The 26204-nt window shown below is 36.7% G+C and carries 15 protein-coding genes; 5 read left to right on the top strand and 10 right to left on the bottom strand.

The genetic code is table 11. The annotated features are described in order from the left end of the window. Positions 1–102 precede the first annotated feature (102 nt). Positions 103–2337: a pyruvate formate lyase family protein gene (locus tag NBE98_RS14955; protein WP_250815816.1), complete on the top strand. Its 2235-nt coding sequence runs from the start codon at positions 103–105 to the stop codon at positions 2335–2337. Positions 2338–2523: 186 nt separating this feature from the next. Here the strand turns inward: NBE98_RS14955 and NBE98_RS14950 are convergent, their stop codons facing one another. The 4 genes from NBE98_RS14950 to NBE98_RS14935 form a co-directional block, all read right to left on the bottom strand. Beyond that, positions 2524–3108 (bottom strand): hypothetical protein, encoded by a 585-nt coding sequence (locus NBE98_RS14950; protein ID WP_250815815.1) that lies wholly within the window; start codon positions 3106–3108, stop codon positions 2524–2526. A gap of 393 nt (positions 3109–3501) precedes the next feature. Beyond that, positions 3502–4971 (bottom strand): sucrose phosphorylase, encoded by a 1470-nt coding sequence (gene gtfA / locus NBE98_RS14945; RefSeq protein ID WP_250815814.1) that lies wholly within the window; start codon positions 4969–4971, stop codon positions 3502–3504. A 16-nt stretch (positions 4972–4987) separates the two neighbouring features. Next, positions 4988–6400: a family 1 glycosylhydrolase gene (locus NBE98_RS14940; protein ID WP_250815813.1), complete on the bottom strand. Its 1413-nt coding sequence runs from the start codon at positions 6398–6400 to the stop codon at positions 4988–4990. 220 nt (positions 6401–6620) lie between these two features. After that, a complete protein-coding gene (locus NBE98_RS14935) occupies positions 6621–7739 on the bottom strand; it encodes an anaerobic sulfatase maturase (RefSeq protein WP_250815811.1) in 1119 nt (372 codons plus the stop codon). 194 nt (positions 7740–7933) lie between these two features. Between NBE98_RS14935 and NBE98_RS14930 the strand changes: the two genes are divergently transcribed. Genes NBE98_RS14930 through nagA form a run of 4 tightly spaced genes read left to right on the top strand, consistent with a single transcriptional unit; the run spans position 7934 to position 13840 of the window. Beyond that, entirely contained in the window at positions 7934–10168 is a 2235-nt protein-coding gene (locus tag NBE98_RS14930; protein ID WP_250815810.1) for a pyruvate formate lyase family protein, read from the top strand. Continuing rightward, complete coding sequence (locus NBE98_RS14925; protein ID WP_250815809.1) at positions 10168–11091, top strand: glycyl-radical enzyme activating protein; 924 nt, start codon at positions 10168–10170, stop codon at positions 11089–11091. The genes NBE98_RS14930 and NBE98_RS14925 overlap by 1 nt, the downstream gene beginning before the upstream one ends. A gap of 23 nt (positions 11092–11114) precedes the next feature. Next, positions 11115–12671, top strand: coding sequence for a sulfatase family protein (locus NBE98_RS14920; protein WP_250815808.1), 1557 nt, complete (start codon positions 11115–11117; stop codon positions 12669–12671). Between the two features lie 26 nt (positions 12672–12697). Then, positions 12698–13840, top strand: a complete 1143-nt coding sequence (gene nagA / locus NBE98_RS14915) for an N-acetylglucosamine-6-phosphate deacetylase (protein ID WP_250815806.1) — start codon at positions 12698–12700, stop codon at positions 13838–13840. 65 nt (positions 13841–13905) lie between these two features. Here the strand turns inward: nagA and NBE98_RS14910 are convergent, their stop codons facing one another. From NBE98_RS14910 to NBE98_RS14880, 6 genes are all read right to left on the bottom strand, one after another. Continuing rightward, positions 13906–15681, bottom strand: coding sequence for a glycoside hydrolase family 2 protein (locus NBE98_RS14910; RefSeq protein WP_250815804.1), 1776 nt, complete (start codon positions 15679–15681; stop codon positions 13906–13908). 5 nt (positions 15682–15686) lie between these two features. Continuing rightward, positions 15687–16328 carry a class II aldolase/adducin family protein gene (locus NBE98_RS14905; protein WP_250815803.1) on the bottom strand — a complete coding sequence of 214 codons (642 nt, stop codon included), beginning with the start codon at positions 16326–16328 and terminating at the stop codon, positions 15687–15689. Between the two features lie 90 nt (positions 16329–16418). Beyond that, positions 16419–19892, bottom strand: coding sequence for a glycoside hydrolase family 38 N-terminal domain-containing protein (locus NBE98_RS14900; protein ID WP_250815802.1), 3474 nt, complete (start codon positions 19890–19892; stop codon positions 16419–16421). Between the two features lie 18 nt (positions 19893–19910). Continuing rightward, positions 19911–21560 carry an ROK family protein gene (locus tag NBE98_RS22545; RefSeq protein WP_349305959.1) on the bottom strand — a complete coding sequence of 550 codons (1650 nt, stop codon included), beginning with the start codon at positions 21558–21560 and terminating at the stop codon, positions 19911–19913. A 149-nt stretch (positions 21561–21709) separates the two neighbouring features. Then, positions 21710–24823, bottom strand: coding sequence for an alpha-mannosidase (locus NBE98_RS14885; RefSeq protein ID WP_250815800.1), 3114 nt, complete (start codon positions 24821–24823; stop codon positions 21710–21712). A 30-nt stretch (positions 24824–24853) separates the two neighbouring features. After that, the gene (locus NBE98_RS14880) at positions 24854–26170 is read right to left on the bottom strand and encodes a four-carbon acid sugar kinase family protein (RefSeq protein WP_250815799.1); all 1317 of its coding nucleotides are present in this window, start codon (positions 26168–26170) and stop codon (positions 24854–24856) included. Positions 26171–26204: the final 34 nt, after the last annotated feature.

Genomic DNA, 26204 nt, shown 5'->3' with positions numbered 1-26204 from the left:
TTAACAGCAGATAAAAACAAGATAAAATCTATATATTATAGTAAACTCATAATGTAATTTTATTTAGCTAAATCAATATTTTATAAATCCAGGGGGATTTTTATGTCAGAATTTAATGATTTTGCAATTGAAAAAGCATTTACTAAAACCTATAAGAAATATAAAAATAGACACATAGCTATCAGGGAGGCTATGTGTCTAAAAGCAATGTATCCTGCTATATTGAAGCCAATACAGCAGAAAGACCTATTTGCTGGAAGACTAGTCTACGGCGCAGTTGGTTTCAGCCCGGAACCAGGCGGCTTTGGCTATTACTGCAATAAGCAGCTTTTAAGAGAAAAGCTTAAGGACGAAAATATCCCATCTTCCATAAAACAGGATATTCAGGACATTTTAGATTTTTGGAATAAAGAAAAAACTTCAAGGGAAAAAGTTATGGCAGCCTTTCCCGAAGAAATGAAAAAAGCTCTACCTTATGAGGACTATGTAAACGATCATGCTGTAGCTGTTCCTCTCTACAGAACGGCTGGTGGAAACTTAGACTATGAAAAGCTTCTTAGTTTAGGTATTCCAGGAATGATAGAATCTGTTAAAATACGCAAAGAAAAAGCTCTGTTAGAGGGCGAAGATATAAATCTATTTGATGGGATGTTAATTGTACTTGAAGTTTTAATAGATTCCTGCAAATACTACTCAAATATAATTTCTGATTCTTTAAAGGAAGAAACAGAAGAAAATAGAATTATAGAGTTAAAAGAAATGCGCTCTGTCTTAGATAATATTGCGATTAAAAAGCCAAGTTCATTAAGAGAAGCTATACAGCTCTTCTGGCTTTATTCTTTATTATCAGGTGTAATAAATTATGGAAGAATGGACGTTTATCTAGGAGACTTTTTAGCTAAGGACCTTGAAAAGGGCATACTTACCGAAGAAAAAGCACTTTCTTTTGTACAATCTATATGGAGGCTTATAGCTGCAAGAAAAACTGTAATGAATGGACGTGTAATTGTAGGCGGGCTTGGCAGGCCAAATGAAAAAAATGCGGATAAATTTGCACTGCTTGCAATTGAGGCTACAAGAACTGTTTTAGAAATAGAGCCTCAGCTTTCTTTAAGGTTTTATAAAGGAATGAAGAAGGAAGTATATGAAAAAGCTCTAGACTGCTTAGGCGAAGGCAGAACTTTCCCTATTCTATATAATGATGATGTTAATATCCCTGCCGTAAGCAAGGCATTTGACATTAGCCTTGAGGAAGCTGTAGATTATGTACCTTACGGCTGTGGAGAATATGTTATTAATCACAAAAGCTTTGGTACTCCAAGCGGAATTATAAATCTAGTAAAAGCACTTGAGGTTACTATAAATAACGGAGTGGATCCCACTACTGGAGCAGAGCAAGGCTTAAAGCTAGGCGAATTCAACAGCTTTAAAACCTTTCAAGAGCTTTTAGCTGCCTATAAAATGCAAGTTGAATACTACGTTGAGCATTTAGCAGACCAGGAAGAATTGGAATACAAAATGATAGGTGAAATGGCATCCTGCTTATATTTAAGCATGCTTTACGATGACTGCCTTGAAAGAGGAAAAGGGATTTTTTCAGGCGGCATAAGATATCTAGGCGGAACCTTGGAGACTTACGGAAATACTAATACAGCAGACAGCCTAGCAGCAATTAAAGAGCTTGTTTATGCCAAGAAGCTTATAAGCCAAGACGAAATGCTTGAAATTCTTAAGTCAAACTTTGAAGGCTATGAAAAAGAAAGAAACTTAATGCTTAACATTCCTAAGTATGGCAATGACAATGAGCAGGCTGACAGCACGGCTGTCCATCTCCATGAGTTTGTGTGCAATTCTGTTAGAAATCAAAAACACAGAACCAACATTCACAACTATTTAGTAGTTATAATAAACAACGATGCAAACACAATACTAGGACGCTTGACTGGTGCTTCACCCGATGGAAGAAAAGCAGCAGCTCCCTTTGCTAACGCTAATAATCCTTCTGGAGGCAGCGATAAAAACGGTATTACAGCTCTATTGAATTCTTTAGTAAAGCTTAACCCGGAGCTTCACGCAGGAGCTGTGCAGAATATGAAATTCAGCAAGGATTTGTTTAATAAAAACAGGCCTGCTTTAAAAGCGCTGCTAGAGGTTTATTTTAACAAAGGCGGAGCACAATCCATGATTACTGTATTAAGCAAAGGCGACCTTGAAAATGCAATGCAAGAGCCTGAAAAGTATAATCACATTTTCGTTAGAGTTGGCGGTTTCAGTGCAAGGTTTGTTGAGCTTTCAAAGCAAGTTCAGCAAGAAATTTTAAGCAGAACCCTCTACTAAACTCATTCGGCTTAAAGTCCTCGCAGCTTAAAAAGTTAACTTGTTAACTTTTTATGTTCTTATATTTTTAACAAGTTAACTTTTTCTAAAATAAAAATTTTAATTTAACACGTTTAGAGCTATATAATTCTTCTAAGTTTTCAGGAGAATTATATAGCTCTACTATTTTGAATGCAAATATTTGTTTTAATCTATGGACACCTTAAGGCTTGTAGCTATTTTAATTAAATCATTTATTAAATGCTTGCAGTGTTGTTCTTTGTTGTATTTTCCAAGCAATTCAAGCTTCGCAGCTAGCGGAATATTATTTTCTATCTTGTATAAATAATATTGATCTGAAGAATTTTTCACCTTAAGTAAAACCAAATGCTCAGGAAGTCCAGGTACACTTACCTTTTGGAGCATACTATTTGTTCCAGTCATGCTCTCTGCCCACTGACTCACTTTTATATCCTTCTGAAACGCCATCAATTCCACGCTGTTCTTCTTAAGTTCCTCGCTCATCTTATCAAAATTCACAAGATAAAAATAAATGTTGTCTGTTCTATTATCTTTATCAAAAGCGTACACAGCACTGCCAATTGTTTTATCCGTACCTAAGAGAGTAAAATTTTTTGGAATCTCAAAGCTCAGCTTTAAATCCCCATTTTTATCATTTATCCAACCTCTTATCAACGCTGACCCTTTAGCATCAGTGCAGCTAGCATAAAAAAATATTGATAGCAATATAAATACCAGCAACAAGCTCTTTGGTAGACGAAACCCATTCATATCATCGCCTCCTAACACAATAAATGATATTCACTACACCTTATACATACTACAATCTCATAGCTTTTAAAACCTATTCCCACCATAAAATGAGACAAATAATATATTAAAAATATAAAAGAGTCTGCAGCAAAGTAGATTATCACAAAAGCAGCTGAAATATGCAAAACCTGCTGTAAGAGCATTTAGCGAGCAGTTAGAAATTCTTAGCGAAAGAAAGGCAGTAAACCTTAGTGTTGTTCGTTTGTCCGAAGCGAAGCAAGTTTTACGAAAACACTTGGTTTACAGCCTTTCTGAGCTTAGAATTTGTTGCACAGCGGTCAGCTCATTAAGCAGGTTTTATATATTTCAGCGGTAATTTTACGCTGAGACTCATTTAAATACAGCAGACTCTTAAACTAGGTATTTAACTAAGCTGCCTTCTTCATTTACATATTCTATAACAGTCTTATTAGTGTTTAAATCTATGAATAAACTGCATCGCTTATCATCCTTCTGCCAGGAAAGCTTAATCTCATCCTTTGTAGAATCAAGAACTTTAAACTCTCCATTAAAAGCAGCATAGTCATTTCTAAACCTTATAAGCTTTAGCAGTCTTTGTACTACTTTCTTTTGCACAGACTTTTCAATCTCATCTACAGTATAGTTGTGACGATTAATTTCACGACCTTCCCCTGTTCTCTCTGCAGCTTCATAATCATTCTCTCCTGCCAAAAGTCCTACATAATAAACCTGCGGAACTCCAGGCGCAAAGAATTGAATAGCTCTTGCTGCTATATAAGCATCATCGTCGCAGCCAAGCATTGAATAGTAGGTTCCTCTTATCTGATGAACATCAAAGCCGTCTGGAGCCTTATGCTCGTCAGATAATATAAGACTTAAGGTTGAGCCTCTCTCAACACATAAATCAACTACTTTTCTAGCTTCCTTTGTATCTATCAAATCGTCCATATCAGGCTTAACTGGAACACCATCATGACAGTCAAGCATTGTAAACTGTTTGCTTGGGCGAACCTTTAAATAATCCATAAGCTTTGTACTTGATTTATTTATCAAAGCATCAAGAATACTATAAGGCAAAATAAAATCATATACCCAAAAGCCATGCCGAGCAAGCTTGTTTTGAATAGAATAATGCGAGTGAACCTCTGGCAGAAGCTCAATTCCTGAAGCCTTTGCAAGCTTCATTATCCATTCAAGAAAATCATATATTTCCGGCTCTACAAAGAAGCAGCTTGTTCCAAGCTTTTTAATAACATAGCCTACTGCATCCAATCTTACTATTTTAATATTGTTTTTAGCAAAATTTGAGAAGAAATCATCAACAAGCTTTTTAACTTTCTCTGATTTTATATCAAGATCAATCTGTTCAGATGGCTCCGTTCTTCCAAAGGTAGTCCATACCTTTTCCTTTTCATCAGTTTCATTTATGGTAAAGGTTGAATATGGAAGCGGTCTTCTAAGAAATATCTTGTCCACATCTTCCTTAACCGGCTTACCCTCAGGCCAGATTTTATCAAGAGTTATAAATAAATCCGCGTACTCTGATTTACGTCCTTTTTTAAGGAAATCCTGAAAGTATTTAGACTTTTGAGATATATGATTAACCATTAAGTCTACCAAAACATCGAAATTTTCTCCTATTGCTTTAATATCCTCCCAAGTTCCAAACTGAGGCTCTATCTCTAAATATGTTAGCGGTGCAAAACCTCTATCCCCTGAGGATGGGAAAGGAGGAAGAATGTGAACTCCACCTTCAAAAATATCTGAAAAGTGCTTCAAAAGCACCTTATTAAGCTCTTTTAAATCTCCGCCAAGAGAGTCAGGATAAGTTATAAGCTGCACTTTATTTTTAACTGACATCTTCCATTCCTCCCCTTTATAGCTTTGGCTGTAATGTTCTACTTTCTATGACTTTTTTATACCAATATCCGCTGTCTTTAATTATTCTTTCCTGAGTTTCAAAGTTTACATAAGTTATTCCAAAACGCTTTGAATAGCCTAAAGCCCATTCGAAATTATCCATCAAGGACCATAGATAGTAGCCTCTAAGCTCTCCTCCACTTTCAATAAACTTCAAGCATTGCTTCAAGCAATTATACACATACAAAATACGAGCCTCGTCATGAACTCTTCCATCTTCCGCAACAAAGTCAATGTCATTTGCTGAAGTAATTATTGTACCAAACTTTTCATCATCACCAGCATCATCCTTATAGCCTTCAAGAGCCAATCCATTTTCGGTGATATATATTGGCAGGCTTGTATACTCATTCTTAATGTTCATTAAAAGCTTAAATAGTATTTCAGGATATGTATCCCACTCTTCCTGAGTCTGGGGCATTTTTTCACCAACCCCCACATATCCAAGCAAGCCTTCCTGTGACGGCTTAACCATATTTCGTGCATAGAAATTAACTCCTAAAAAGTCCATTGGCTCAGTTATTATTTCAAGGTCACCAGTTTTTATAAAATCCAGCTTTCCTATTTTGCTTTCATAAATCTTAACCATATCTACAGGATAGCTACCTTTAAACAATGGATCCATAAACCACCTATCCACAAAACCATCTGCTCTTTTAGCAAGTTCTATATTTTCGGAGGTTTGCTCTAATGGGTAGCCCGGAGAAAGATTTAGAGTTATCCCTATTTTGCTGTCCTTAAAGTTAAAGCTTCTAAAGGCCTTCACAGCAGCACCATGTGAAAGGAATATATTATGTGATGCGGTTAAAGCCTCCTTAAGATCTTTATGTCCTGGAGCGTGTAGCCCTTTTAAATACCCTAGTATACTTACGCAAAAGGGTTCATTATGAGTAGCCCATAAGGTAACCTTTTCACCTAAAGCTTCAAACATGACTCTTGCGTATTCTTCAAACCATACTGCTATATCTCTATTCAACCAGCCGCCTAAATCATAAGCCCATTGAGGAAGATCCCAATGATACAAAGTAACCATAGGCTTTATGTTGTTTCTTATAAGTTCATCAACCAAATCAACATAGAATTTAATTCCTTTTTTATTAACCTCGCCTCTTTCAGGAAATATGCGAGGCCATGAAACTGAAAACCTATAGGAATCAACTCCTAAATTCTTTAATAGCTGAACATCTTCCTTATATCTGTAATAATGCTCGCAGGCTATATCACCTGATTGATCTCTAAACACATTACCAGATATGCTGCAATAAGTATCCCATATGGAAGCTGTCTTGCCATCCTCAAATGCTGCTCCTTCAATTTGATAAGCCGAAGTTCCTGTTCCAAATACAAAGTCTCTAGAAAACTTATTCATGAATATACCCTCCTGTATTCCTTATCAGCACGTAAGGATTATTAATCCTCACGCCTCCTGTATTCCTATTCGGTCTGCAGCAGCTATCAACTGTTACTTTCCCGATATGTATACTATAAAATAACTATAATTGTTCCAATTTAATTTTATAGCACTGAATACTTTTATAAATAGCTCTATATCATTTAAATATGGAAATTTGTTAGGTATATCTATATATTTATTTATGGGATAAACTTCTGGCTATCTGCTGGAGCCTTGGTACTGCATAATTAAAGAATTCATAGTAAGAAGTACAAAAATAATTTAAGCTTAATTTCCCCTCAATAACAGGTTCTCTGTTTCTCCTGCAGCCCCCTCTGCATAATCCAAGCCATTTACACTGCTTGCACTTTGGGTCAACTACACGAGACTTTTCAATAAAGCTTTTAACCTTTTCCCCTTCTTTAATGTCCTTAAAGCCCATCTCTTTAATGCTGCCTAAATACCAATTATCCTCCGCATAAAAATCGCAGGGGTATACTCCTCCATCCGACTCTATAACGAACTGACAAGTACAGCTCCCACTCATTCCACAAGCCTCTGGTGGATTTCCTAAGAACATGGAGATAAGATTATCAAAGTACCTTATACTTATACCTTGTCCCTGAACTACGTCCCTATACCACAGGTCAAAAATAGTCTTTAAAAAAGCTTCATAGGCCTCAGGCTTTAAGGAATAAGGATTGCTACCTAACTTCTCATCAATTCCATCTAAACAAGGTATAAATTGAAGATAATTAAAATTGTTTTTCTTAAAAAAGTCGTATACTTTATTTACATGTCTTGCTACTCTGGAATTTATGACGCAGAGTATGTTGTACTGCACCTGGTATTTATCAAAAAGCTTAATAGCATTCATAACATTTTTGTAGCTTCCATTTGAATTTACATCAATTCTGTTGCTGTCATGTATGTCTTTGGGCCCATCTAAGGATATTCCCACAAGGAAATTATTTTTTGCTAAAAAGCTTGCCCACTTTTCATCTATTTTAACTCCATTTGTTTGAAGCGAATTAAAAACTTGAATGTTTTTAGTATTGTATTTCTTTTGAAGCTCCACAAGCTTTTCAAAAAATTCCAGCCCTGCCAAAGTGGGTTCCCCTCCTTGAAAGGCGAAACTTACAAACCCCTCTGCATAAGCAAAGGCTTTTTCTGCAATAGTCTCAAGAGTTTCAATACTCATTATTCCGTAGGACTTTATATTTCTATTATCTGCAATTGAACTGTAAAAACAGTACTTGCATCTTAAATTACAACTGCTGGATGCAGGTTTTATAAGCATATTTAACGGCGGCATAGCTGCTCCCTTCTTTTCCATATCAAAGTTTATTTATATTTACTTTAGTACAATATCAATATAGCACAAACAAATATTAATTCAATACAAGATATAAAGCCTTTACTATAATAAAATATAAGTACAGTGATTCATTGTATAAAGTTCGGTAATTTACAAATTTATATTGATTGATTAACTTAGGGGGATTGTTAATGTCAAAAATAAACAATTATGCTTTGGAAAAATTGTTTACTGATACCTATAAAAAATATAAAAATGAACCTATTGCAATAAAAGAAGCAATGTGCCTTAAAGCAATATATCCTTCCATATTAAAACCCATTGAGCCTGGCGATTTGTTTGCTGGCAGAATAGCTTACCCTGCTGTTGGCTTTGGAATTGACGAAGGTGGTTTAGGCTACTACTGCAATTATGAGCTTCTTGAAAGAGAGCTTTATAATGAATGTCTGCCTAAGTCAGTTAAAGATGATTTAAGGGAAATTATCGACTTTTGGAAGGAAGAGAAAACTACAAGGGAAAGAGTTAAAGCAGCTTACCCTAAAGGACTTCAAAAAGCACTACCTTACGAAAACCATGAAAAAGATCCTGCCATAGCTGTGCCTCTATATAGAATGACAGGAGGTTATTTAGATTTTGATAAACTTCTAACTCTTGGCATTCCTGGAATGACTAATTTGATTGAAAGCAGAAAGGAAAAAGCTCTATCAAACAATGAAGATATAACGCTTTTTGATGGAATGCTTTTGGCCCTGAAAACTTTAAAAGATATGTGCTATTATTATGCCGACATGGCATTAAATCAAGAAAGGCAGGAAGCTTCTGCGGAAAGATGCTCCGAGCTTTTGGCCATAGCTTTAGCTTTAAGAAATATTGCAAATCATAAACCAAAAACCATGAGAGAAGCTATGCAGCTTTCCTGGCTATATGCTCTTATATCCGGAGCAATAGAGTACGGACGCATGGATGAATATCTTGGCGACTTTTATATTAGAGACCTTGAAAACAGTATACTTGATGAAAACTCAGCTTTATCTCTAACTCAAGGACTATGGAGATTAATAGCTGCCAGAAAAAATATCTTCCACGGCCGTGTAGTAATTGGAGGCTTGGGCAGAAGAAATGAAGAAAATGCAGACCGTTTTGCCTTTATTGCAATAGAAGCAACCAGAACGGTCTTAGAAACCGAGCCCCAGCTTTCTCTTAGAATATATAAAGGTATGAATGAGAAACTATACGAAAAAGCCTTGGACTGCATAGGCCAAGGCAGAACTTACCCTATGCTTTATAATGATGATATAAATATTTCTGCAATAAGCAAAGCTTTTGACATTAGCCTCGAAGAGGCAACAGGCTATGTGCCTTTTGGCTGCGGTGAATATGTTATCAATCATAAAAGCTTTGGAACTCCAAATGGAGTTATAAACATGGTAAAAGCCTTGGAAGCAACCCTTTTTAATGGTATTGATCCTGAAAGTGGAGTTGAATACGGCTTAAAGCTTGGAGAGTTTAAGAATTTTAACAGCTTTGAAGAATTTTTTGAAGCTTATAAAAAACAGGTAGAATATTACGTAAACATGCTTGCCGCTCAAGAGGCTATAGAATATGAAGTTATGGGTGAAAATACCTCCTGTCTTTATCTAAGCATGCTCTACGACGATTGCATAGATAGAGGGAAAGCTATCTTCTCTGGAGGCATAAGGCACTTAGGCGGCACTTTAGAAACCTATGGGAATATTAATACTTCAGATAGCTTGACTGCTATAAAGGAGCTTGTATATGATAAAAAATTTATTTCACCCAACACATTGCTTAAAGCATTAGCTTCAAATTTTGCAGGCTATGAAAAAGAAAGACAGCTCATGCTCAAGGCTCCTAAATACGGAAATGATAATGAGGAAGCAGATACAATGGCTGTGAAAGTTCATAACCACATCTGCAGTGCAGTTAGAAAGCAAAAACATAATACTTCCTTGGACTCTTACTTGGCAGTTTTAATAAACAATTCAGCCAACACTATTATTGGGAATCTAACAGGTGCTTCTCCAGACGGCAGAAAATCAAGAGATGCCTTTGCAAATGCTAACAATCCTTCTGGCGGAAACGATAAAAATGGCATAACCGCCCTATTAAACTCACTTGTTAAGCTTAGTCCGAATATTCATGCCGGAGCAGTTCAAAACATGAAATTCAGCAAGGAGCTATTTAATAAAAATAGAGCTGCTTTAAAGTCGCTTTTAGAAGTTTACTTTAGGAATGGCGGAACCCAAGCTATGATTACTGTGATTAACAAAAACGACCTTGATAATGCTATGAAGGAGCCTGAAAAATACGGGCATATATTCGTAAGAGTTGGCGGCTTCAGTGCTAGATTTACAAATCTTTCAAAAAACGTTCAGCAAGAAATTATAAGCAGGACAATATACTAATGAGGTGTAAATTTATGACAACTTCTGGTTTGATATTTGATGTACAGCGTTTTGCGCTTAATGACGGACCAGGCATAAGGACAACAGTATTTTTAAAGGGCTGTCCTCTAAATTGTCAGTGGTGCCATAACCCGGAATCACAAAGCTTTGCAGAGCAGCTTTCCTTTAACTTTTCCAAGTGTACAAACTGCTTAAGCTGCGTAGAAGCTTGCCCTTATGGAGCGCATTACGTTAATAACGGAGTTCACAAAATGAATCACGACATTTGCAAAACCTGCGGCAAGTGTGTAGACAGTTGCTTGTATAATGCTTTAAAAATCTTTGGAAAGAATGCCGATGCTGATAGCTTAATGGTGGAAATAAAAAAGGATTTTCAATACTATAAAGCTTCAGGTGGTGGACTAACTATTTCTGGCGGAGAACCTATGTCTCAGTTTACGTTTACGAAAGCTTTACTTATGGCAGCTAAAGAAAAAGGCATTCATACTTGTTTGGATACCTGCGGCTATGCACCTACAGAGTATTATGAAGAGATTTTGCATTACGTTGATATATTTCTTTTTGATTATAAAGCAACAGATGATAATAAACATAAGGAACTTACGGGTGTATCTAATGCTTTAATTTTAAAAAACCTTAATTACTTATATAGTAAAGGCGCTTCCATAATACTAAGATGTCCTTTAATTCAAGGCATAAATGATGATATTGAGCATATGAGGGAACTAGCAAATATGTATCAAAGATATCCAAAGCTATTAAAAATAGATATTATGCCATATCACAATATAGGTAACGATAAGTATTGTCAAATAGGAAAAAAAGCTCCACTTGAAGAGCTCAAAACCGTTGATGATGCAATAAAAAAAAGCTGGCTTGAAACACTTAAAATGCTTGGCTGTGAAAATGTGGTCTTAAACTAAAATTGCTGAAAGGACTGATCTTTATGAATAAAAGACTAAATGTTTTATGTTTTATAACCGACCAGCAGAGAGCTGACCACTTAGGCTGCATGGGAAACACAATAGTTAAGACACCTAACATAGATGCCTTAGCTGAAAATGGAGTAGTTTTTGACAGAGCCCATGTAGCAAACCCACTCTGTATGCCTGCCAGAGCCTCCTTATTTACTGGAAGAACTCCAAGAGGTCATGGAGTAAGAAGCAATGGCATCCCTCTTTCAAAGGACATACCAACTATGCCTGAAGCCTTAAGACAGGCTGGCTATAGAACTCACTCCATTGGAAAACTTCACCTTAACAATTACAATAGGCCTAAAGGCTTTAAAAATATGGAAATTGACCCTCAAGATTTTCCAGAAGCAAATCACTTTTGGAATACAGGCATAACAGACAGAATTCAAACTCCTTATTATGGTTTTGAAACTGTAGATTTGGTAGATGGCCACACCAGCTGGGCATTTGGAGATTATATTACTTGGCTGGAAAAAGAGCATCCTGGAGCTAGGGAACTGCTATACAGTGAAAATGCTTTAGAAAACAGAACTGGCTTATCAGAATGCTATAAGATGGCAATACCAGAGGAACTTCACTACAATCGTTATATATCGAATAAGACTATAGAATTTCTGGAAGATTCCAAGGAGGAAGATAAACCATTTTTCTTATGGTGCTCCTTCCCTGACCCTCATCATCCCTTTGGAGTGCCTGACCCTTGGTACAGCATGTATGATCCTGTAGATATTCCTCTTCCAAAAGCTAGATATGAAGAAGAATTAGATAAGCTTCCTCCTTTCTACAGAAGGATTTATGAAGAAGGAGGCCCAGTAGTAAGCGGACTATATGGAAAATCAAAGGTTACTGATAGTATTCTTAGAGAAATGATAGCATTAAACTATGCAATGATAAGCTTTGTGGACAATGAAGTTGGTAGAGTAATGAGTAAGCTTAGAGAGCTTAACATGCTTGAAGACACTGTTGTAGTGTTTTTAAGCGACCATGGCGACATGATGGGTGACCATCATATGATAAGAAAAGGTCCTTTTCAATTTGAAGGTTTATTGAGAATTCCATATATTTGGAGCTGCCCTGGACGCTTTGCATCTGGCTTAAGAACTAATGGCATTGCAAGTCAGATAGATTTTACACCAACTATTTTAGATTTATGTAATGTTCCTATACCAGAGGGCAAGACACCTTACGAGCCTGAGGCTCCAAATATGGTTGAGCCTTGGCCTGGAAAATCCCTTAAGCTTCAGCTTGAAGGAAAGGTTGAAAAAGTTAATGACTATGCTATAGTAGAAAATGATGAAGACTATTTAGGGCTTAGAATAAGAACCTTTATAACAGACAGATACAAGTTGACAATATATGCCGGCAAGCCCTATGGAGAACTGTTTGATTTAAAGGAAGACCCCATGGAGCTTAATAATTTATGGAGTGAGCCTGATTATCAAGAATTAAAAGCTTCTTTGAAGTGTCAAATGCTAGATGCTTATATTCTTCAGGATAACGCTCTTCCTAGAAGGCTCTCACATTCATAAAAATATTATTTTACAAGGAGGCAGCTATGCTAATACTTAAAAATTGCAGTTATTTATCGAAGGATAGAAATTTTGTTACAGGCAATATTGCTGTAGATAAAGATACCATAGTTAATATAGGAGATTTTAATATATCTTCTGAAGATATTGTTGTAGATTTAAATGGTAAAAAAGTAATCCCCGGACTTATTGACATACACTTTCACGGAGCAGTTGGTTATGATGTAATGGATGCCTCACCTGAAGAATTTAACAAGATATCTTCTTATCTTGCAAAGTGTGGAACTACTTCTTATCTTGCAACAACCATAACTTCAAGTAAAAAGAACTTGTTTGTTGCTCTTTCAAACATTAAAGAAGCAGCAAATAATAAGCATCTTGCTCAAGCTTCAATTGAAGGAGTTCATATTGAAGGACCTTACATAAATTCAGAGAAGAAAGGCTGCCATGATGTAAATTACATGAGAGCTCCGCTAAATAGCGAATTTGACGAACTTAAAAGTGGATTTGGCGATACCCTTGAACTTCATTTTACAATAGCACCAGAAATACAAGGTGCTGAAGAGTTTATAAAATATGCCTGTAAGTCTGGAGCTACTGTTTCTATTGGGCACACAAATGCAAAGACTGAAACTGTTAAAGCTGCATTAGGTTGGGGAGCAAATATTTTCACCCATCTTTATAATGCAATGAGAGGTATAGACCATAGAGAGCCTGGAGTTGCTGGAACTGCCTTAAATTCTGATAGCTATGTAGAACTTATTAGTGACGGTGTCCATGTTCATCCTGATATTGTTAATATAACCTACAAGCTTAAGGGCAGTGAAAAGCTGGTGCTTGTAACAGATGCCATGAAGGCAGCTGGCCTTGGAGATGGTACCTATGACTTCGGAGGCTTTAAGGTAATTGTTAAAGATGGTATTGCTAGACAGGAAAATGGAACCTTAGCAAGCAGTACCTTAACTATGCTTAATGCTGTAAAAAATATAATGAAATTCACAGGTGCTTCTCTAGAGGAAGCTGTTAGGATGGGTTCAGAAAATCCTGCAAGAGCTGCTCATATTTTTGACAGAGTTGGTTCTATTGAAACAGGCAAGAAAGCAGACTTAGTTGTTTTAAATGATAATCTGGAAGTTCAAAGCGTATACTGCAGAGGTAAGCAAATCTAAGAAAAATGACTGCTGATAGATTTTTCTGTCAGCAGTCATTTTTTATTTATGAATCATCAGTCTAATTAAGCTTTCTTTATGTTTCTAACGATGTCATGAATTTTCTTCGGATCAAACTTAAGGTTGTGATTCCAATCCATCAAACCGTTAACTTCCTGCTCTACATCTGTAAGCTGTGTATAGCAGTATCCACAGGCATAATCCAATTCCATGAAAGCCTTTGTTATGCTTTCAAATCTGACCAAGAACTTCTCTTCAGTTTCAACCTTGTTACCATAGCCCCAGCCACTGTCTTTAGCAAAAGCTATTCCACCATATTCACTGATTATAACAGGCTGACCTTCATAGCTATAGCCTTCTGCAAAAGTCCTCTTAGTATTTCCTTTTGAAGGTGCCCCATTAACTATTTTTTCTTTGTCCTTGTAGTCTTCTCTTACATCGTCTCCTTTTTCAACATAATCATGTATAGTTAAAATATCTGTTATAGTGTGCTCCCAGCCATCATTGCTTACTAAAAGTCTTGACTGATCCATTGATTTAACCATGTAATAAAGTGCATTGGCTAAACTCTGCTGCTTTTTATTTGCATATACTTCATTAATTCCCCAGGACTCATTCATTAAAGTCCAAATAATTATTGATGGGTGATTATACTGCTGTTTTACAGCTTCTGTCCATTCATACATTATATTTTCAACTGCTCTGTCATCAAACTCATAGGTACTGGGCATTTCAGCCCATACTAGCATGCCCAGCTTATCACACCAGTATAAGAATCTTGGATCCTCTATCTTTTGATGCTTTCTTAGACCGTTGAAGCCCATAGATTTAATTTTCTTAATATCATCTATAAACATCTGCTCGCTTTCAGCAGTTAAAAGACCATCCCCAAAGTAACCTTGATCAAGTATGAGCCTTTGGTAGTATTCCTTGTTGTTAAGCATTATTTTTCCATCTCGAACACTTATCTTTCTCATACCAAAGTAACTGTTAACTTCATCTTTAACCCCATCAAGCTTCTTTAACTTGAACTTAATGTCGTAAAGATGAGGGTCTCCTGGCCACCAATAGCTAACCTTGAAGTCTATAGCTTTTCCGCATACGTCTATTGAATAGCTTGTTCTCTTTTCCACAAGTTTTACATAAGATGTATTTATATATTTTCCTTCATAATGTATTTCTGTTTCGAGAATAGTATCCTTGTAAACTTCTGGTGTGAATACTTCTATATGAAGGCATCTGTTATCTATATCAGGAGTCATTTTAACTCTTTCGATATGAATCTTATCTACAGCCTCAAGCCATACTGTCTGCCATATACCAGTAGTTCTTGTGTACCAGCAGCCAAAGTTTCCTTCCTTCCAAGTTTGTTTTCCTCTTGGCTGAGAACAGTCAAAGCTGTCATCTTCAACTCTTATTGCTACTAAATTCTCGCCTTCTACTAAAGAATCTGTTATATCAAAGGAAAAAGCTATGTGCCCTCCCTTATGACTGCCCACTAGGTTTCCATTTACCCAAACCTTTGCTATATAGTCTACTGCTCCAAAGTTTAACTTAACTCTTTTTCCTTTAAAGCTTTCTGGAACTGTGAAACTTCTCTTGTACCAAACCACATCGTGCATTGATTTGTCGCCTATACCTGATAAGGAGCTTTGATAGCAGAACGGAACAGTTATTTTCTTTTCTAAGCTTTTAGCAGCATACCACTTTTCTGCTTCTCCGACATTATTGTCATCAAAGTCAAAATCCCATTGACCATTTAAATTCATCCAAAGCTCTCTTTCAAACTGAGGTCTTGGATATTCATTTCTCGGTATATTTAAGGTTTCAGTGTTTGTCATACTATTTACCTGCCCTTCTCTTTCAGTACCTGCTTTAAATAATCTATTCTCTCCTGAGGTATCTCCTTTGGTCCTCCTAAAAGCTTTGAAAATATTATTGTCTTTGCTACATTCTCTAAAGCTTCCATCTTGTTGAATGCATCAAATAAATCTTTTCCATAAGTTACTACTCCATGGTTCTCCATAAGTATTGCCTCAGAATTTTTAACTACATTTGCAATGGATTCTGGAACTTCATCTGTAGATGGAGTTCCATAAGGAGCAGAGGTTATATTTTTTAGTATTACCAAAGTTTCCACAAGATAACTTTCTTTTATTGGTTCATGTGCTAAAGCAAAAGCTGTTGCAAAAGGAGGATGTGTATGAATTACAGCATTAATATCTTCCCTCTCTGCATATATGTTTAAATGAAGCTTTATCTCAGAGGAGCATTTATGTGTTCCTTCTACAACCTTGCCTTCATTGTCCACTACTACCAGCATATCTTCAGTTAAATAACCCTTGTTTACTTTAGTAGGAGTAGTAAGAATTCTGTTCTCACCTATTTTTACGCTTATGTTTCCATCTGCAGCACTTACTAAGTTCTTATCATATAACATTCTGCATATATTAACTAACTCTTTTTTATATGCCTCTAAGCTTTTCATGCTATCTCTTCCTTTAATTAATATTTAATAGTGTTGATTTCACATGTTTCTATAAAATCAACACTATACTTTTATATTGTTGACTAATTTTTATAAAATCACTCTTACACTTGAAAGTGACCAAGGTTCTACTTCTACCTTTAAGCTTCCATCGCTTTCAATTGATATTTCTTCAATGGTTCTTTCCAGGAGATCAGTTCTATAGGCCTTTTTAATCTCCTTACCAGTAAATCTAACTTCAGCCGTTTCCCTGCTGCCTGATATCTCTTGAAGTCTTACTATAAAGCCTTCCTCGTAATTAGCCTTCTTTATAGTAGAAGCTACAACCTTGTCAGAGCCTATTTTAGCTAGTGTCATTCCTGTTTCATTTATATAAGGAGCCTTAGTTTCACGGAAATCCTGATAGCTCATCCTTTGTGCATAAATCGGCTGTCTGCTTTCCCAACCAAGTTTATATGCTTTTCCCAAAGCTATTTCCTTGTCGCTGGTTATACTGTATCTAAATATGAAGGTTCCACCCTGACAGCCCTTATAGTTTGTATTCCAGTAGTTATTAAGCACATAAGAAAATACTCTGCTACCTGAAAGATTAAGCTCTTTTGGCCACCTTCCAACTACAACCTCATTAACAGTGAACAGTGGAACATCTGGAGAGGTTACATGAATATCTACTTCGTTTCCTTTTATCATAAAGCCTGTTTGGAGAGGAAGCCACTCCTTGCAGGCTCCTGGAAGCTCATCTTTATCCCAGTTAACCCATCCAAGATGTGAATCTGATAATACCTCAGGCTGTGATAAGTTGAATGGGAAGGCTACGTACACAGCTTCCTTATTTAGAGTTTCTTCTTTTATATAGATGTAATTCAAATCTATTTTCTTAGCTTTGTTATGAAGTACACATTCTATTTGAAGCTCTCCTCTAACTACTTCCCCTTTTAGTTTAATGCTGGTTCCATGGTCAAACTCCTCTATTTCATAGGAGCTTAGCTTAAAGTCTTCTATAAGTTCTGGACCTTCATCACTTAGCTCATAGTGATTCCCAGTAAGCTTTGTCCCTTCACCACCCTTAGCATAGATAAACTTTCCTAGCCCAAACTGATCCTTTAAGTCTACAAGCTGATAGTTTGTAGTTTTATCAACTAAGCTTGTAATACAGCCTTTTTTAATATCAAATACTAAATTATAATACTGATTTTCAAGAGTTATTTTATTGTCAACTGTTAAATAAGCTCCATCTTCTTTTTCTTCTCTGGCTTCTGGCTTTAAAATATATCTTCTATAACTTAGTCCAGGAAGTTTTTCCACCCAAAGCTCAACTGTAGCTTGAGTTTTTAGCTCTACTATTTTTCTTACTGGTATTTCTTCACCAGTTTCTGAATCATATACTTTTTCGCCTTTTGCAATCTCGACTCTTACAGTACCGCTTACTTCCCAGCTGTGAGGGTTGTATAAAACAACTTCACGGCCTTTATTGTTCCAGCTTAAGCTGTGTCTTGTAGCTGCACTTAATAAAAGTCTCTTAGACCACATTAAGCTGTTTTTAGCCATGTGTTCCTTTACTTCCCAGGAATCATGCTGAAGCCAGGATTCCTCTTCTACACCTGCCATGTGAGATCCCCATGTATGCTCATCGAATAAAAGAACTTCTCTCCAAGCATTTTTAAAGTCCTCTAATGAATAGCTCCAGTTTTCATTATGAATAACTGCCAAGGATTCCAGTCTCTCTGCTGCTGTAAGCATAGCCTGAGCATCTCTAACCTGCCTTGAAGCTGTAGCTGTTGAACCGCAGCCATCCTCCCAGTATGCGCCACTGTCTCCCTTTACAGTTTTTAAGGAATCTTTAAAGTTATCCTCTACATACTTAAAGAATTCACTTCCATCGCTGTTTATAAGCTGTGGGTACTCATAGGTTCTATTCCACTCCTTAACAAACTCATGAGGCTGAGGGTCAATATCTGTATTGTCTGCTTCCATTCCATAAAGAAGAACTGCATCTGGAACGTAATCTTCTCTTTCATATTCATCCAGCCACATGTTCAAGCCTGTTGAAGCCGAATATAATACTGGAGGGCTTCCGCAAACCTTTCTAAGCTCGCAGTACATTTTGGAAAGCCATACTAATATCTTTCCTCCATTAGTTCCTTCCCAGTAGAATGGCGATATCTTGTTAAGACCTCCATTTAGTCTGAAAGGACCTCTGTCTTGGTTGTTGGCATGGATTAAATATTTAACCCCCATACCTTCCAGTATTGCAGGTGCAGAACCTGTAACGGAAGCCACGTCAACTACTGACATATAATCTGGAATCTTCCCTGCTTCACGAAGTACTTCTTCGCTCAGTTCACCATTTCTTATTAAATCTTCAAGTGAAGCAAACTGAGTTAAAAGATCTACGTAGTTGCTTGGTACGCTTATATTCTTTTCTTTAATTTCTCTTAAAAGCTCTTGTCTTTTTTCTTCGCTTCTAGTGCTTAAGAAAGTCTCTATAGCCCAAGAAGAATCCAAGTTGTAAGCAAATATATTATCAACGCCTTCTTCTCTATCCTTCTTTATCATTTCAAGAGCTTTATCTATGTTTCTGTTTAGTCTTTCAGCAACCTCCCACTGGCGATGAGTATAGCCGATGTCAGTGTGAGCATGAGGTGTTAAGTAAACCTTCCACTTTTTCTTTCTCTTAAATTCTCCAGTTTCTTTAACAGCTTCACCATTTATTGTTCCTTCAAGAACATACTCAAGTTTGTCTTCTCCATCAAAAATCTCAAAGTCCAGCTTATAATGCCCTATAGCTGTTTCTGAAATTCTAAATTCAACATTTTGTTCTCTACTGCCTTCTTTTACAGTAAGGGTCAGTGTTCCTGAATTAACCTTTTTGTTGAATTCTAGATATAAGGAGCATTTTTCAGCCAAATCTCCTTGTTCATTTCTTAAATAAACTACTAAAGGCACTACTTCCGCATTATTTAAAGTACTGTTTAATTCTTCTTCCACTTTAGAGAAAGCCAAGTACTGATAGTTAAAACCTGACGGATTCGCCATTCTGTCCAATCTTTTAATCTTCTCTATATTATCTGTCCTTAGTACCTCTTTGTCATCGCGGCTGGTAAGAACAATTGTGTTTTGCCCTTTTTTCATATACTCAGCTGGCACAACAACCTTTAAGCTTCCTTCAGAATAAATTGAGGTATGAAGTCCTGCTGCTATTTTTATTTCACCGGAGGTAGATGGATGAGGCAATAGGTACGCATTTCCTGACACTCCATTAACCTTAACCTCTAAATAAGGAAGTCTTGGTGAAATCATAAGGTAATCTATTCTTAGCTCGTAGTTCCCTGTTGGCTCTTCTTCTAAAGTAAAGTTTATGGTATGTGGATGAAGCCTGTAGCCTGCATCTGGGTCTGCTTCATTTGCATGGAATAGAGGCCATTTTTCTTCCTCATCTAGGGTATTCTTTCTTTCGTCTGCGTTCCAAATCGCATCTTCTACAAGATTTGGATTTCTAAAATTATTAGCAAAATAGTGCAAATCACCTTCTGGAACTCCTATAGCCCATAATATTTGTGACATAAGTGCTAGTCCTCCCTTTTACTGAAAAAATTCTTCTTCAAGCATGCAGCAAAGTGTGTGATATATAGGAAGATGAAGCTCCTGTATATCTGGAGTAATTGCAGCTGGTACCTTTATAGCTACATCGCAAAGCTCAGCTAATTTTCCTCCGCCTTGTCCTGTAAGTCCTATAGTCTTCAAACCTTTAGCCTTCGCTACCATCACTGCATTAACTACATTACCCGAGTTTCCTGAAGTACTTAACCCTATAAGCACATCTCCCTTAACTCCGTAGCCGTAAACCTGCTGAGCAAATATCATGTCTGGAGCAACATCATTTAAGAAAGCAGTTGATAAAGCAGCATGCTGAGTTAATGCTATAGCTGGAAGTGCTCCTTGAAGATGATCTGCTATATACCGTCCTTTTTCATCTCCTGCGGTGCTTTTTATAATCTCATGTTCTTCCTTGCTTATTAGTCTCTTCTTCATAAAACCTTTCATAAGCTCTCCCACTATATGGTCAGAGTCAGCAGCGCTTCCACCGTTACCACAGGCTAAAAGCTTTCCGCTATTTCTGTATGACTCTGCTGTTATTTCATAAGCCTTAAATATATCTTCACTTATAGCTTCAAGCACAGGATATCTCTCTATGAGTCTGTTTAAGTGAGCCATAACCTTTTCACTTGCTGGCTTCTTTTCTTCCAAACTAATTTCTGCACCATAAGCAGCAACCATTATGCTAGCAAGATCACCAACCTTTTCTTCTAAAGCAGCTGGTACTACCTTGCAGTTTTTTCTAGATATCTCTAAGGCTTCTTTTTCTATTACTTCTTCCATCTTAGATCTTAAAAGCTCTTCTCTCCTAGCAAAAATACTTCCAATAACTATAAGTTCAGGATTTAGTATATCTATAAAAGCAGCAAGCGCCTCTCCAAGCTTTTCGGCTACTTCCTCATATATAGCAGAAGCGTACTTATCGCCCTCTGCAGCGTAGTCTCCTATAACCTTTGCATTTAAGTTTTCTATATCCTCTTCTGTTTTGCACCAGGATAGTTTTACTCCGCTATCAATAAGTTCACTTACTCTCATTTGAGCAAGTCTTCCTATACCACCGCCGCTGCAGAAGCCTTCAAAGGAACCTATCTTTCCGTAGCCCTCTGGTCCTTGGTCTTTCAATCTAATGTGTCCTACTTCTCCAGCCATGTCATTTCGACCTGAATAAAGCTTTCCGTCTATAATAAGACCAGCTCCCATGCCTGTCCCCATGGTTAAGAACATCATGTTTGAGCTTCCCTTTCCTGCTCCAAGCTTCCACTCTGCTAAAGCACAGGCATTAGCATCATTTTGAAGATAGGTTGGAATTCCAAATTCCTTTTGAAGCATATCTACAATATGAACATTATTCCATCCTGGCAAATTAGGAGGAGACATTATAATACCTCTTTTGCTGTCTAAAGGACCTCCGCAGCTTATACCTATTGAAGCCACTGACTTTTTATCTACATTATTCTTTTGTAGAATTTCTTTTATAGCTTCAAACAATTTATCTATTGCATAGTTAAAGCCTTTATCTGTTCTAGTATCGAATCTTAGTTTATCTAAAATCTCTATATTGTTGCTTACGCTTGCTAGCAGAACTGCACATTTTGTGCCGCCTATATCCAAACCTATAATATATTGCTTGCTCATACTAACCCTCCTGTATTCCTATTCTGTACGTAAGCATTATCAATGCTTACGCCTCCTGTATTTCTTAAAGGTCCATAACAGGTATCAACTGTTATGCCTCCTTAAAATACAAGCCAAGCAGCAACAGGCTGCTCAGCTTGTAATGTAAATTATTCAAAGTCTACCATTAGACATTTTAATTCAAATGGAGTAAATTCTAAATTAATCTTGTTGCCTTCAAAAGCAATTGGAGCTTCATTCTTTTCCATCATATCGCATAGGAAAGCTTCTTTAATCTTCTTGTTGAATCTAATTTCTCCAGCTGTAGTTCCATTTCCGTATTCATACATTCTTATTACTGTATGATCACAGTCTTCAGCTTTCTTCACAGTTTCAACTATAACACCAGGTATAGCATTTTCTACGAAGGAATCAGAACTTGGAAGCTGTCCAGCTGTTTTTTCTACATAAACTACAGGCATTTCAAAGTTTAGGCTGTAGCCTTCCTGAACAGTAGCTCCTTCAAACCAGTCCCCCTTGTGTGGATACAAGCTGTAAGTGAAGCTGTGGTGGCACTTATCTGCAAATGGGTCTGGCTCAATAGCAGATTTTAATAGAGATAACTCTATTACGTTATTCTTAATGCTGTGACCATACTTGCAGTCATTTAACAAGCTTACTCCAAAATTTCTTTCCGAAAGGTCTGTCCACTTATGTCCAGTAACTTCAAATTGACCGTAATCCCAAGGAGTATTGTTGTGTGTAGTTCTTTCAATGCTTCCAAACTGAATTTCATAGGTAGCTTTTGTAGAACGTACATCTACAGGGAAAGCAGTCTTTAATAAAGTTTGCTTTTCCTTCCAGTCTATCTCTGTTTCAAAGTCAACTCTTGCTACATTGTTGTATAAATGAACATATTGAACTATATCTGAATTCATATATTTCCACACAAGTTTTAAAGTACCTCTTTCTGCACCTTGTGATACCACTTCAGCTGAGACTAGGTTATCTACCACATATTGCTTGTCCTTATAGTAAATATCTATGTCCCAAGCATCGAAGTTAAATGGCTTATCCTCGTAAGCACTTAGCACGTTTCCTAGCTTACCTTCAGCAAGCACTTCTTTGTTGTTAGTCTTATCAAATATGGAAACTAATTGTCCCTTATCATTTAAAACTATCTTAAAGAATTTGTTTTCCATTGCGGTCTTGTTAACAGATATGTTATCTTCGTGGCTGTTAGAGCCCTTCTTAGTTACCTTTACAGTCTTATAGCCATAGGATGGTACATCCTTAACAAAAATCATGTAATAGGATTTTCCGTTCTTCTCAACTATTTGTGAAGAAAGAACACTGTCTCCATCAACAAATTCTGATTCGTAAGCTATAGAAGCTTTTTCTACATATATATAGCCATCTCTCTTCCAGGAAAGAGTATTGAAAATTACTAGGCTAGGTCCTTCAGTCTTAACCTTTGAAGCTAAGTTATTTAACACCTCAGCCTTTAGTCTGTTTCCTGTGCTTAATACTTCTTTGTATTGAGCATCGCTGTCCTCATAAACTTCAGTTATTGAAGATCCTGGTATAATATCATGAAACTGATTTAAAAGCACAAGTTCCCAAGCATTGTTTATTTCTTCTTGATGATAGTTTGCATTTCTGTCTACAGTCTTAGCAAAGGTATTTAACGCTTCTACATCGTGAAGAACTATTTCTGATTGTCTATTGTATTTCTTAGTCTTAGCCTGAGAAGTAAGGGTTCCTCTGTGAACTTCAAGATAAAGTTCTCCATCCCAAGTATCCAAGTGCTTGTTTTCTGCAACTTCTGCTTCTAATCTCTTGAAGAAATCTTCAGCTTTTCCCATCTTTGCTTTTGGCATTACAGGCATATCTTCAGAAATATATATGCTTTCAATCATATCTCTTGTAGTTCCGCCGCCGCCGTCGCCGTGTCCGAAGGAAATAAGCACGTCTTTACTGTTGATGTCTTTATGTCTGTAGTTTTCCCATACTCTCTTGAAGCTGTATGGGTTTATATCTCCATTGTAGGTGTAGCCCCAATCTTCAGGGTTCTTTGCATTTTCAGGCATTGTCATGAAGTGTGTTAAAACTTCGCTGCCGTCTAGGCCTCTCCACCTGAAGGTATCGTATGGAGGTCTGTTAAACTGATTCCAGCTTATTTTTGTTGTTAAGAAGTAATCAAAACCACTCTTCTTCATTATTTGAGGGAGGTTTCCACTAAATCCAAAGGCGTCTGGAAGCCAAACTAATTTATTATCCACTCCAAATTCTTTCTTAAAGAATCTAGTTCCGAATAACAATTGTCTAACTAAGGATTCCCCTGAAGTTACGTTGGAATCTGCTTCTACCCACATTCCGCCAGTAGCTTCCCATCTTCCTTCTGCAACTCTTTCCTTAATCTTTTCATAGATTTCTGGGTAATCTTCTTTAATATATTTATATAGCTGCGGCTGTGATTGAAGGAAGTAGTAGTCTGGGTACTGCTTCATAAGATTTAATACCGTGGAGAAAGTTCTTGAAACCTTTTCTCTTGTGTGCCATAGCTGCCAGTACCAAGCTACGTCTATGTGAGAGTGGCCTATACAAGTTACCTCTGGTCTCTTACTTCTTCCAGCTGCTGCCTTTAATTCTTCTTTTATATAGAATAAGGCTTTATATATAGAATCATAGAAATTGTCAGATCCTTCTTCTCTCCAGTCTATAAGGTTTAGTGTGTTATCTATTACTGAAAGTATAACACCTCTCATATAGTCATCCTTTGGAAGAGTTAAAGCTGTATGAAGAGCCATCTTCATAGTAAGATATAAATTCTCTGTCTTCTCATCTATTGTAACTACTTCAGCATAAAGGAATTTGTTTTTGTAATCTCTTCTTCCGCTGAAGGCTTTTACATTGACCTCAAGCTTCCCATCTTTTATTAATTCCTTTGGAACAACTATTTCTCTGTGGTTCTTGTCACATCCTTGTATTGGTGTTCCATTTACATATATTAAGGATTCTGGATTTACACTAGGTACAGTGTAGTCTGAAAGTTCAAGATAAAGAGCAACCTTCTTATTTATATAGCTTTCTGGAAGCGTTATGATTGGGGATTTAAACCATACCAATACGTTCTTGCCCCCCCACATAAGCCCCCTATACGTGTCCTTATATTCCTCAGTTCCATCTTGTCTGTACTTAAGACCTAGATCCATTCTTTGTCTATATATAAACTTGAAAATTTCTTCTAGTCTTCTTTCAGTTTTCTTTTCTACGAAAAACATTAAATCATCTCCTTAAAGCTAATGCTGCATTTATCTTCTACAAAGTCTTTCTTCTAAGAACTTTAAGTTGTCTATAGCCTTCTTTAAAAACTCTTTGGTTCCAAAACTTCCTGATTTCAATACCATTAGAAGTCTTTCATTTGAGTTATAGCCAAACATATTTGGAAGACCTGGTTCAATTTCCTCTATTATTCTCATCTTTTCAATATTAAGGCCTTCGCTTACAGCCTCAGAGGTATCTCCCCCAGCAACAACAATTTTTCTAAGCCCCGTTGCCTTGTAAACTTCTTCAACTATAGCTGTAAGCGCAGCTGATATTTTCTTTCCTATTTCATTGTCTTTTAGCCCAAGCTGATAACCAAACTCTTTAGTTTTTCTAATTACCTCTCTGTCATTTGAGGTATGTATCAGAATATCTTTACCTTGGCTGACAGTTTTAATTGCTATTGCTGCAATTTCCTTTATAGCTTTCGCATAATCCTCTTCATCATAAATAATTAAAGTATCAAACTCTATTGTCTCAACCCCAACTTCTTTAAGGTAATTTATCTGTTCTAAAGTTTGCGGAGTTAAACTACCCGCTAAGGTTAATACTCCGTTTTTATCAATGCTGCTGTAAACTCCCTCTTCAAGCTTAAGTTCTTTAGAATTTCCAAAAGCCTTTGGCAGCTCCTCAGCAATTGCTGAGCTTCCGCAAAGATTTATTTCATCCTTTACTGACTCTGCAATTATTCTTAGGTCTTCCTGTCCTATTACATCCAAAATAATATATGAATACTCTTTTTTCATTTCTTCTATATTAATTTTCAGTGCTTCTTTGCCCTGCTTAACAATGTCGTAAGGAATAAAACCAACTGGCTTATCAGTTTGTGCTCCTAAAATCTTAACAAGATTTGATTCCTTCATAGGGTGTATAGGATCATTTGCAAACTGAGAATTTTCAAGAAGAACTCCATTTACATAGTGAAGACCATTCTTAGTTGCCCTGCCATTAGCAGGGAAGCCAAGGATTACAACTGATTTGTTTATTCCTAAAGCCTCCTGCATTGCATCAAACTCTACACCTATATTTCCTCTAAACACTGAGCAGGTCTTGTTAAAATACATATCGCAAGGTATCTTCATCAGGCTCTTGGTGGAATTATATACCTTTTCTGCGGCCACCTCTGGTTTATCAAATCTACTGTCTGTATCTATTATTATTACATCCACATCTCCAGAAGCTTCAAACTCCATATCCTTCTGATATCTGTACACCTCTGTTACCAAACCATTTTTAGCAAACATTATTCCTATATCATTTCCACCTGTAATATCGTCTGCTACTACACCTATTAGCTTCCTCAACCTCTCCACCGCCTCTTATGAAGTAAATATAGTC

Source organism: Clostridium swellfunianum, assembly GCF_023656515.1.
GTDB classification, from domain to species: domain Bacteria; phylum Bacillota; class Clostridia; order Clostridiales; family Clostridiaceae; genus Clostridium_AT; species Clostridium_AT swellfunianum.
The sequence above is the reverse complement of the archived record's forward strand: the minus strand, read 5'-3'. Positions and strand labels throughout refer to the sequence as shown.

Excerpts from the sequence above, each read along its gene's own strand:
- nagA (WP_250815806.1), top strand. The coding sequence starts at position 12,698 with ATGCTAATACTTAAAAATTGCAGTTATTTATCGAAGGATAGAAATTTT.
- NBE98_RS14885 (WP_250815800.1), bottom strand. The coding sequence starts at position 24,823 with ATGTTTTTCGTAGAAAAGAAAACTGAAAGAAGACTAGAAGAAATTTTC.
- gtfA (WP_250815814.1), bottom strand. The coding sequence starts at position 4,971 with ATGTCAGTTAAAAATAAAGTGCAGCTTATAACTTATCCTGACTCTCTT.
- NBE98_RS22545 (WP_349305959.1), bottom strand. The coding sequence starts at position 21,560 with ATGAGCAAGCAATATATTATAGGTTTGGATATAGGCGGCACAAAATGT.
- NBE98_RS14900 (WP_250815802.1), bottom strand. The coding sequence starts at position 19,892 with ATGTCACAAATATTATGGGCTATAGGAGTTCCAGAAGGTGATTTGCAC.
- NBE98_RS14935 (WP_250815811.1), bottom strand. The coding sequence starts at position 7,739 with ATGCCGCCGTTAAATATGCTTATAAAACCTGCATCCAGCAGTTGTAAT.
- NBE98_RS14930 (WP_250815810.1), top strand. The coding sequence starts at position 7,934 with ATGTCAAAAATAAACAATTATGCTTTGGAAAAATTGTTTACTGATACC.
- NBE98_RS14925 (WP_250815809.1), top strand. The coding sequence starts at position 10,168 with ATGAGGTGTAAATTTATGACAACTTCTGGTTTGATATTTGATGTACAG.
- NBE98_RS14905 (WP_250815803.1), bottom strand. The coding sequence starts at position 16,328 with ATGAAAAGCTTAGAGGCATATAAAAAAGAGTTAGTTAATATATGCAGA.
- NBE98_RS14955 (WP_250815816.1), top strand. The coding sequence starts at position 103 with ATGTCAGAATTTAATGATTTTGCAATTGAAAAAGCATTTACTAAAACC.
- NBE98_RS14910 (WP_250815804.1), bottom strand. The coding sequence starts at position 15,681 with ATGACAAACACTGAAACCTTAAATATACCGAGAAATGAATATCCAAGA.
- NBE98_RS14950 (WP_250815815.1), bottom strand. The coding sequence starts at position 3,108 with ATGAATGGGTTTCGTCTACCAAAGAGCTTGTTGCTGGTATTTATATTG.
- NBE98_RS14920 (WP_250815808.1), top strand. The coding sequence starts at position 11,115 with ATGAATAAAAGACTAAATGTTTTATGTTTTATAACCGACCAGCAGAGA.
- NBE98_RS14940 (WP_250815813.1), bottom strand. The coding sequence starts at position 6,400 with ATGAATAAGTTTTCTAGAGACTTTGTATTTGGAACAGGAACTTCGGCT.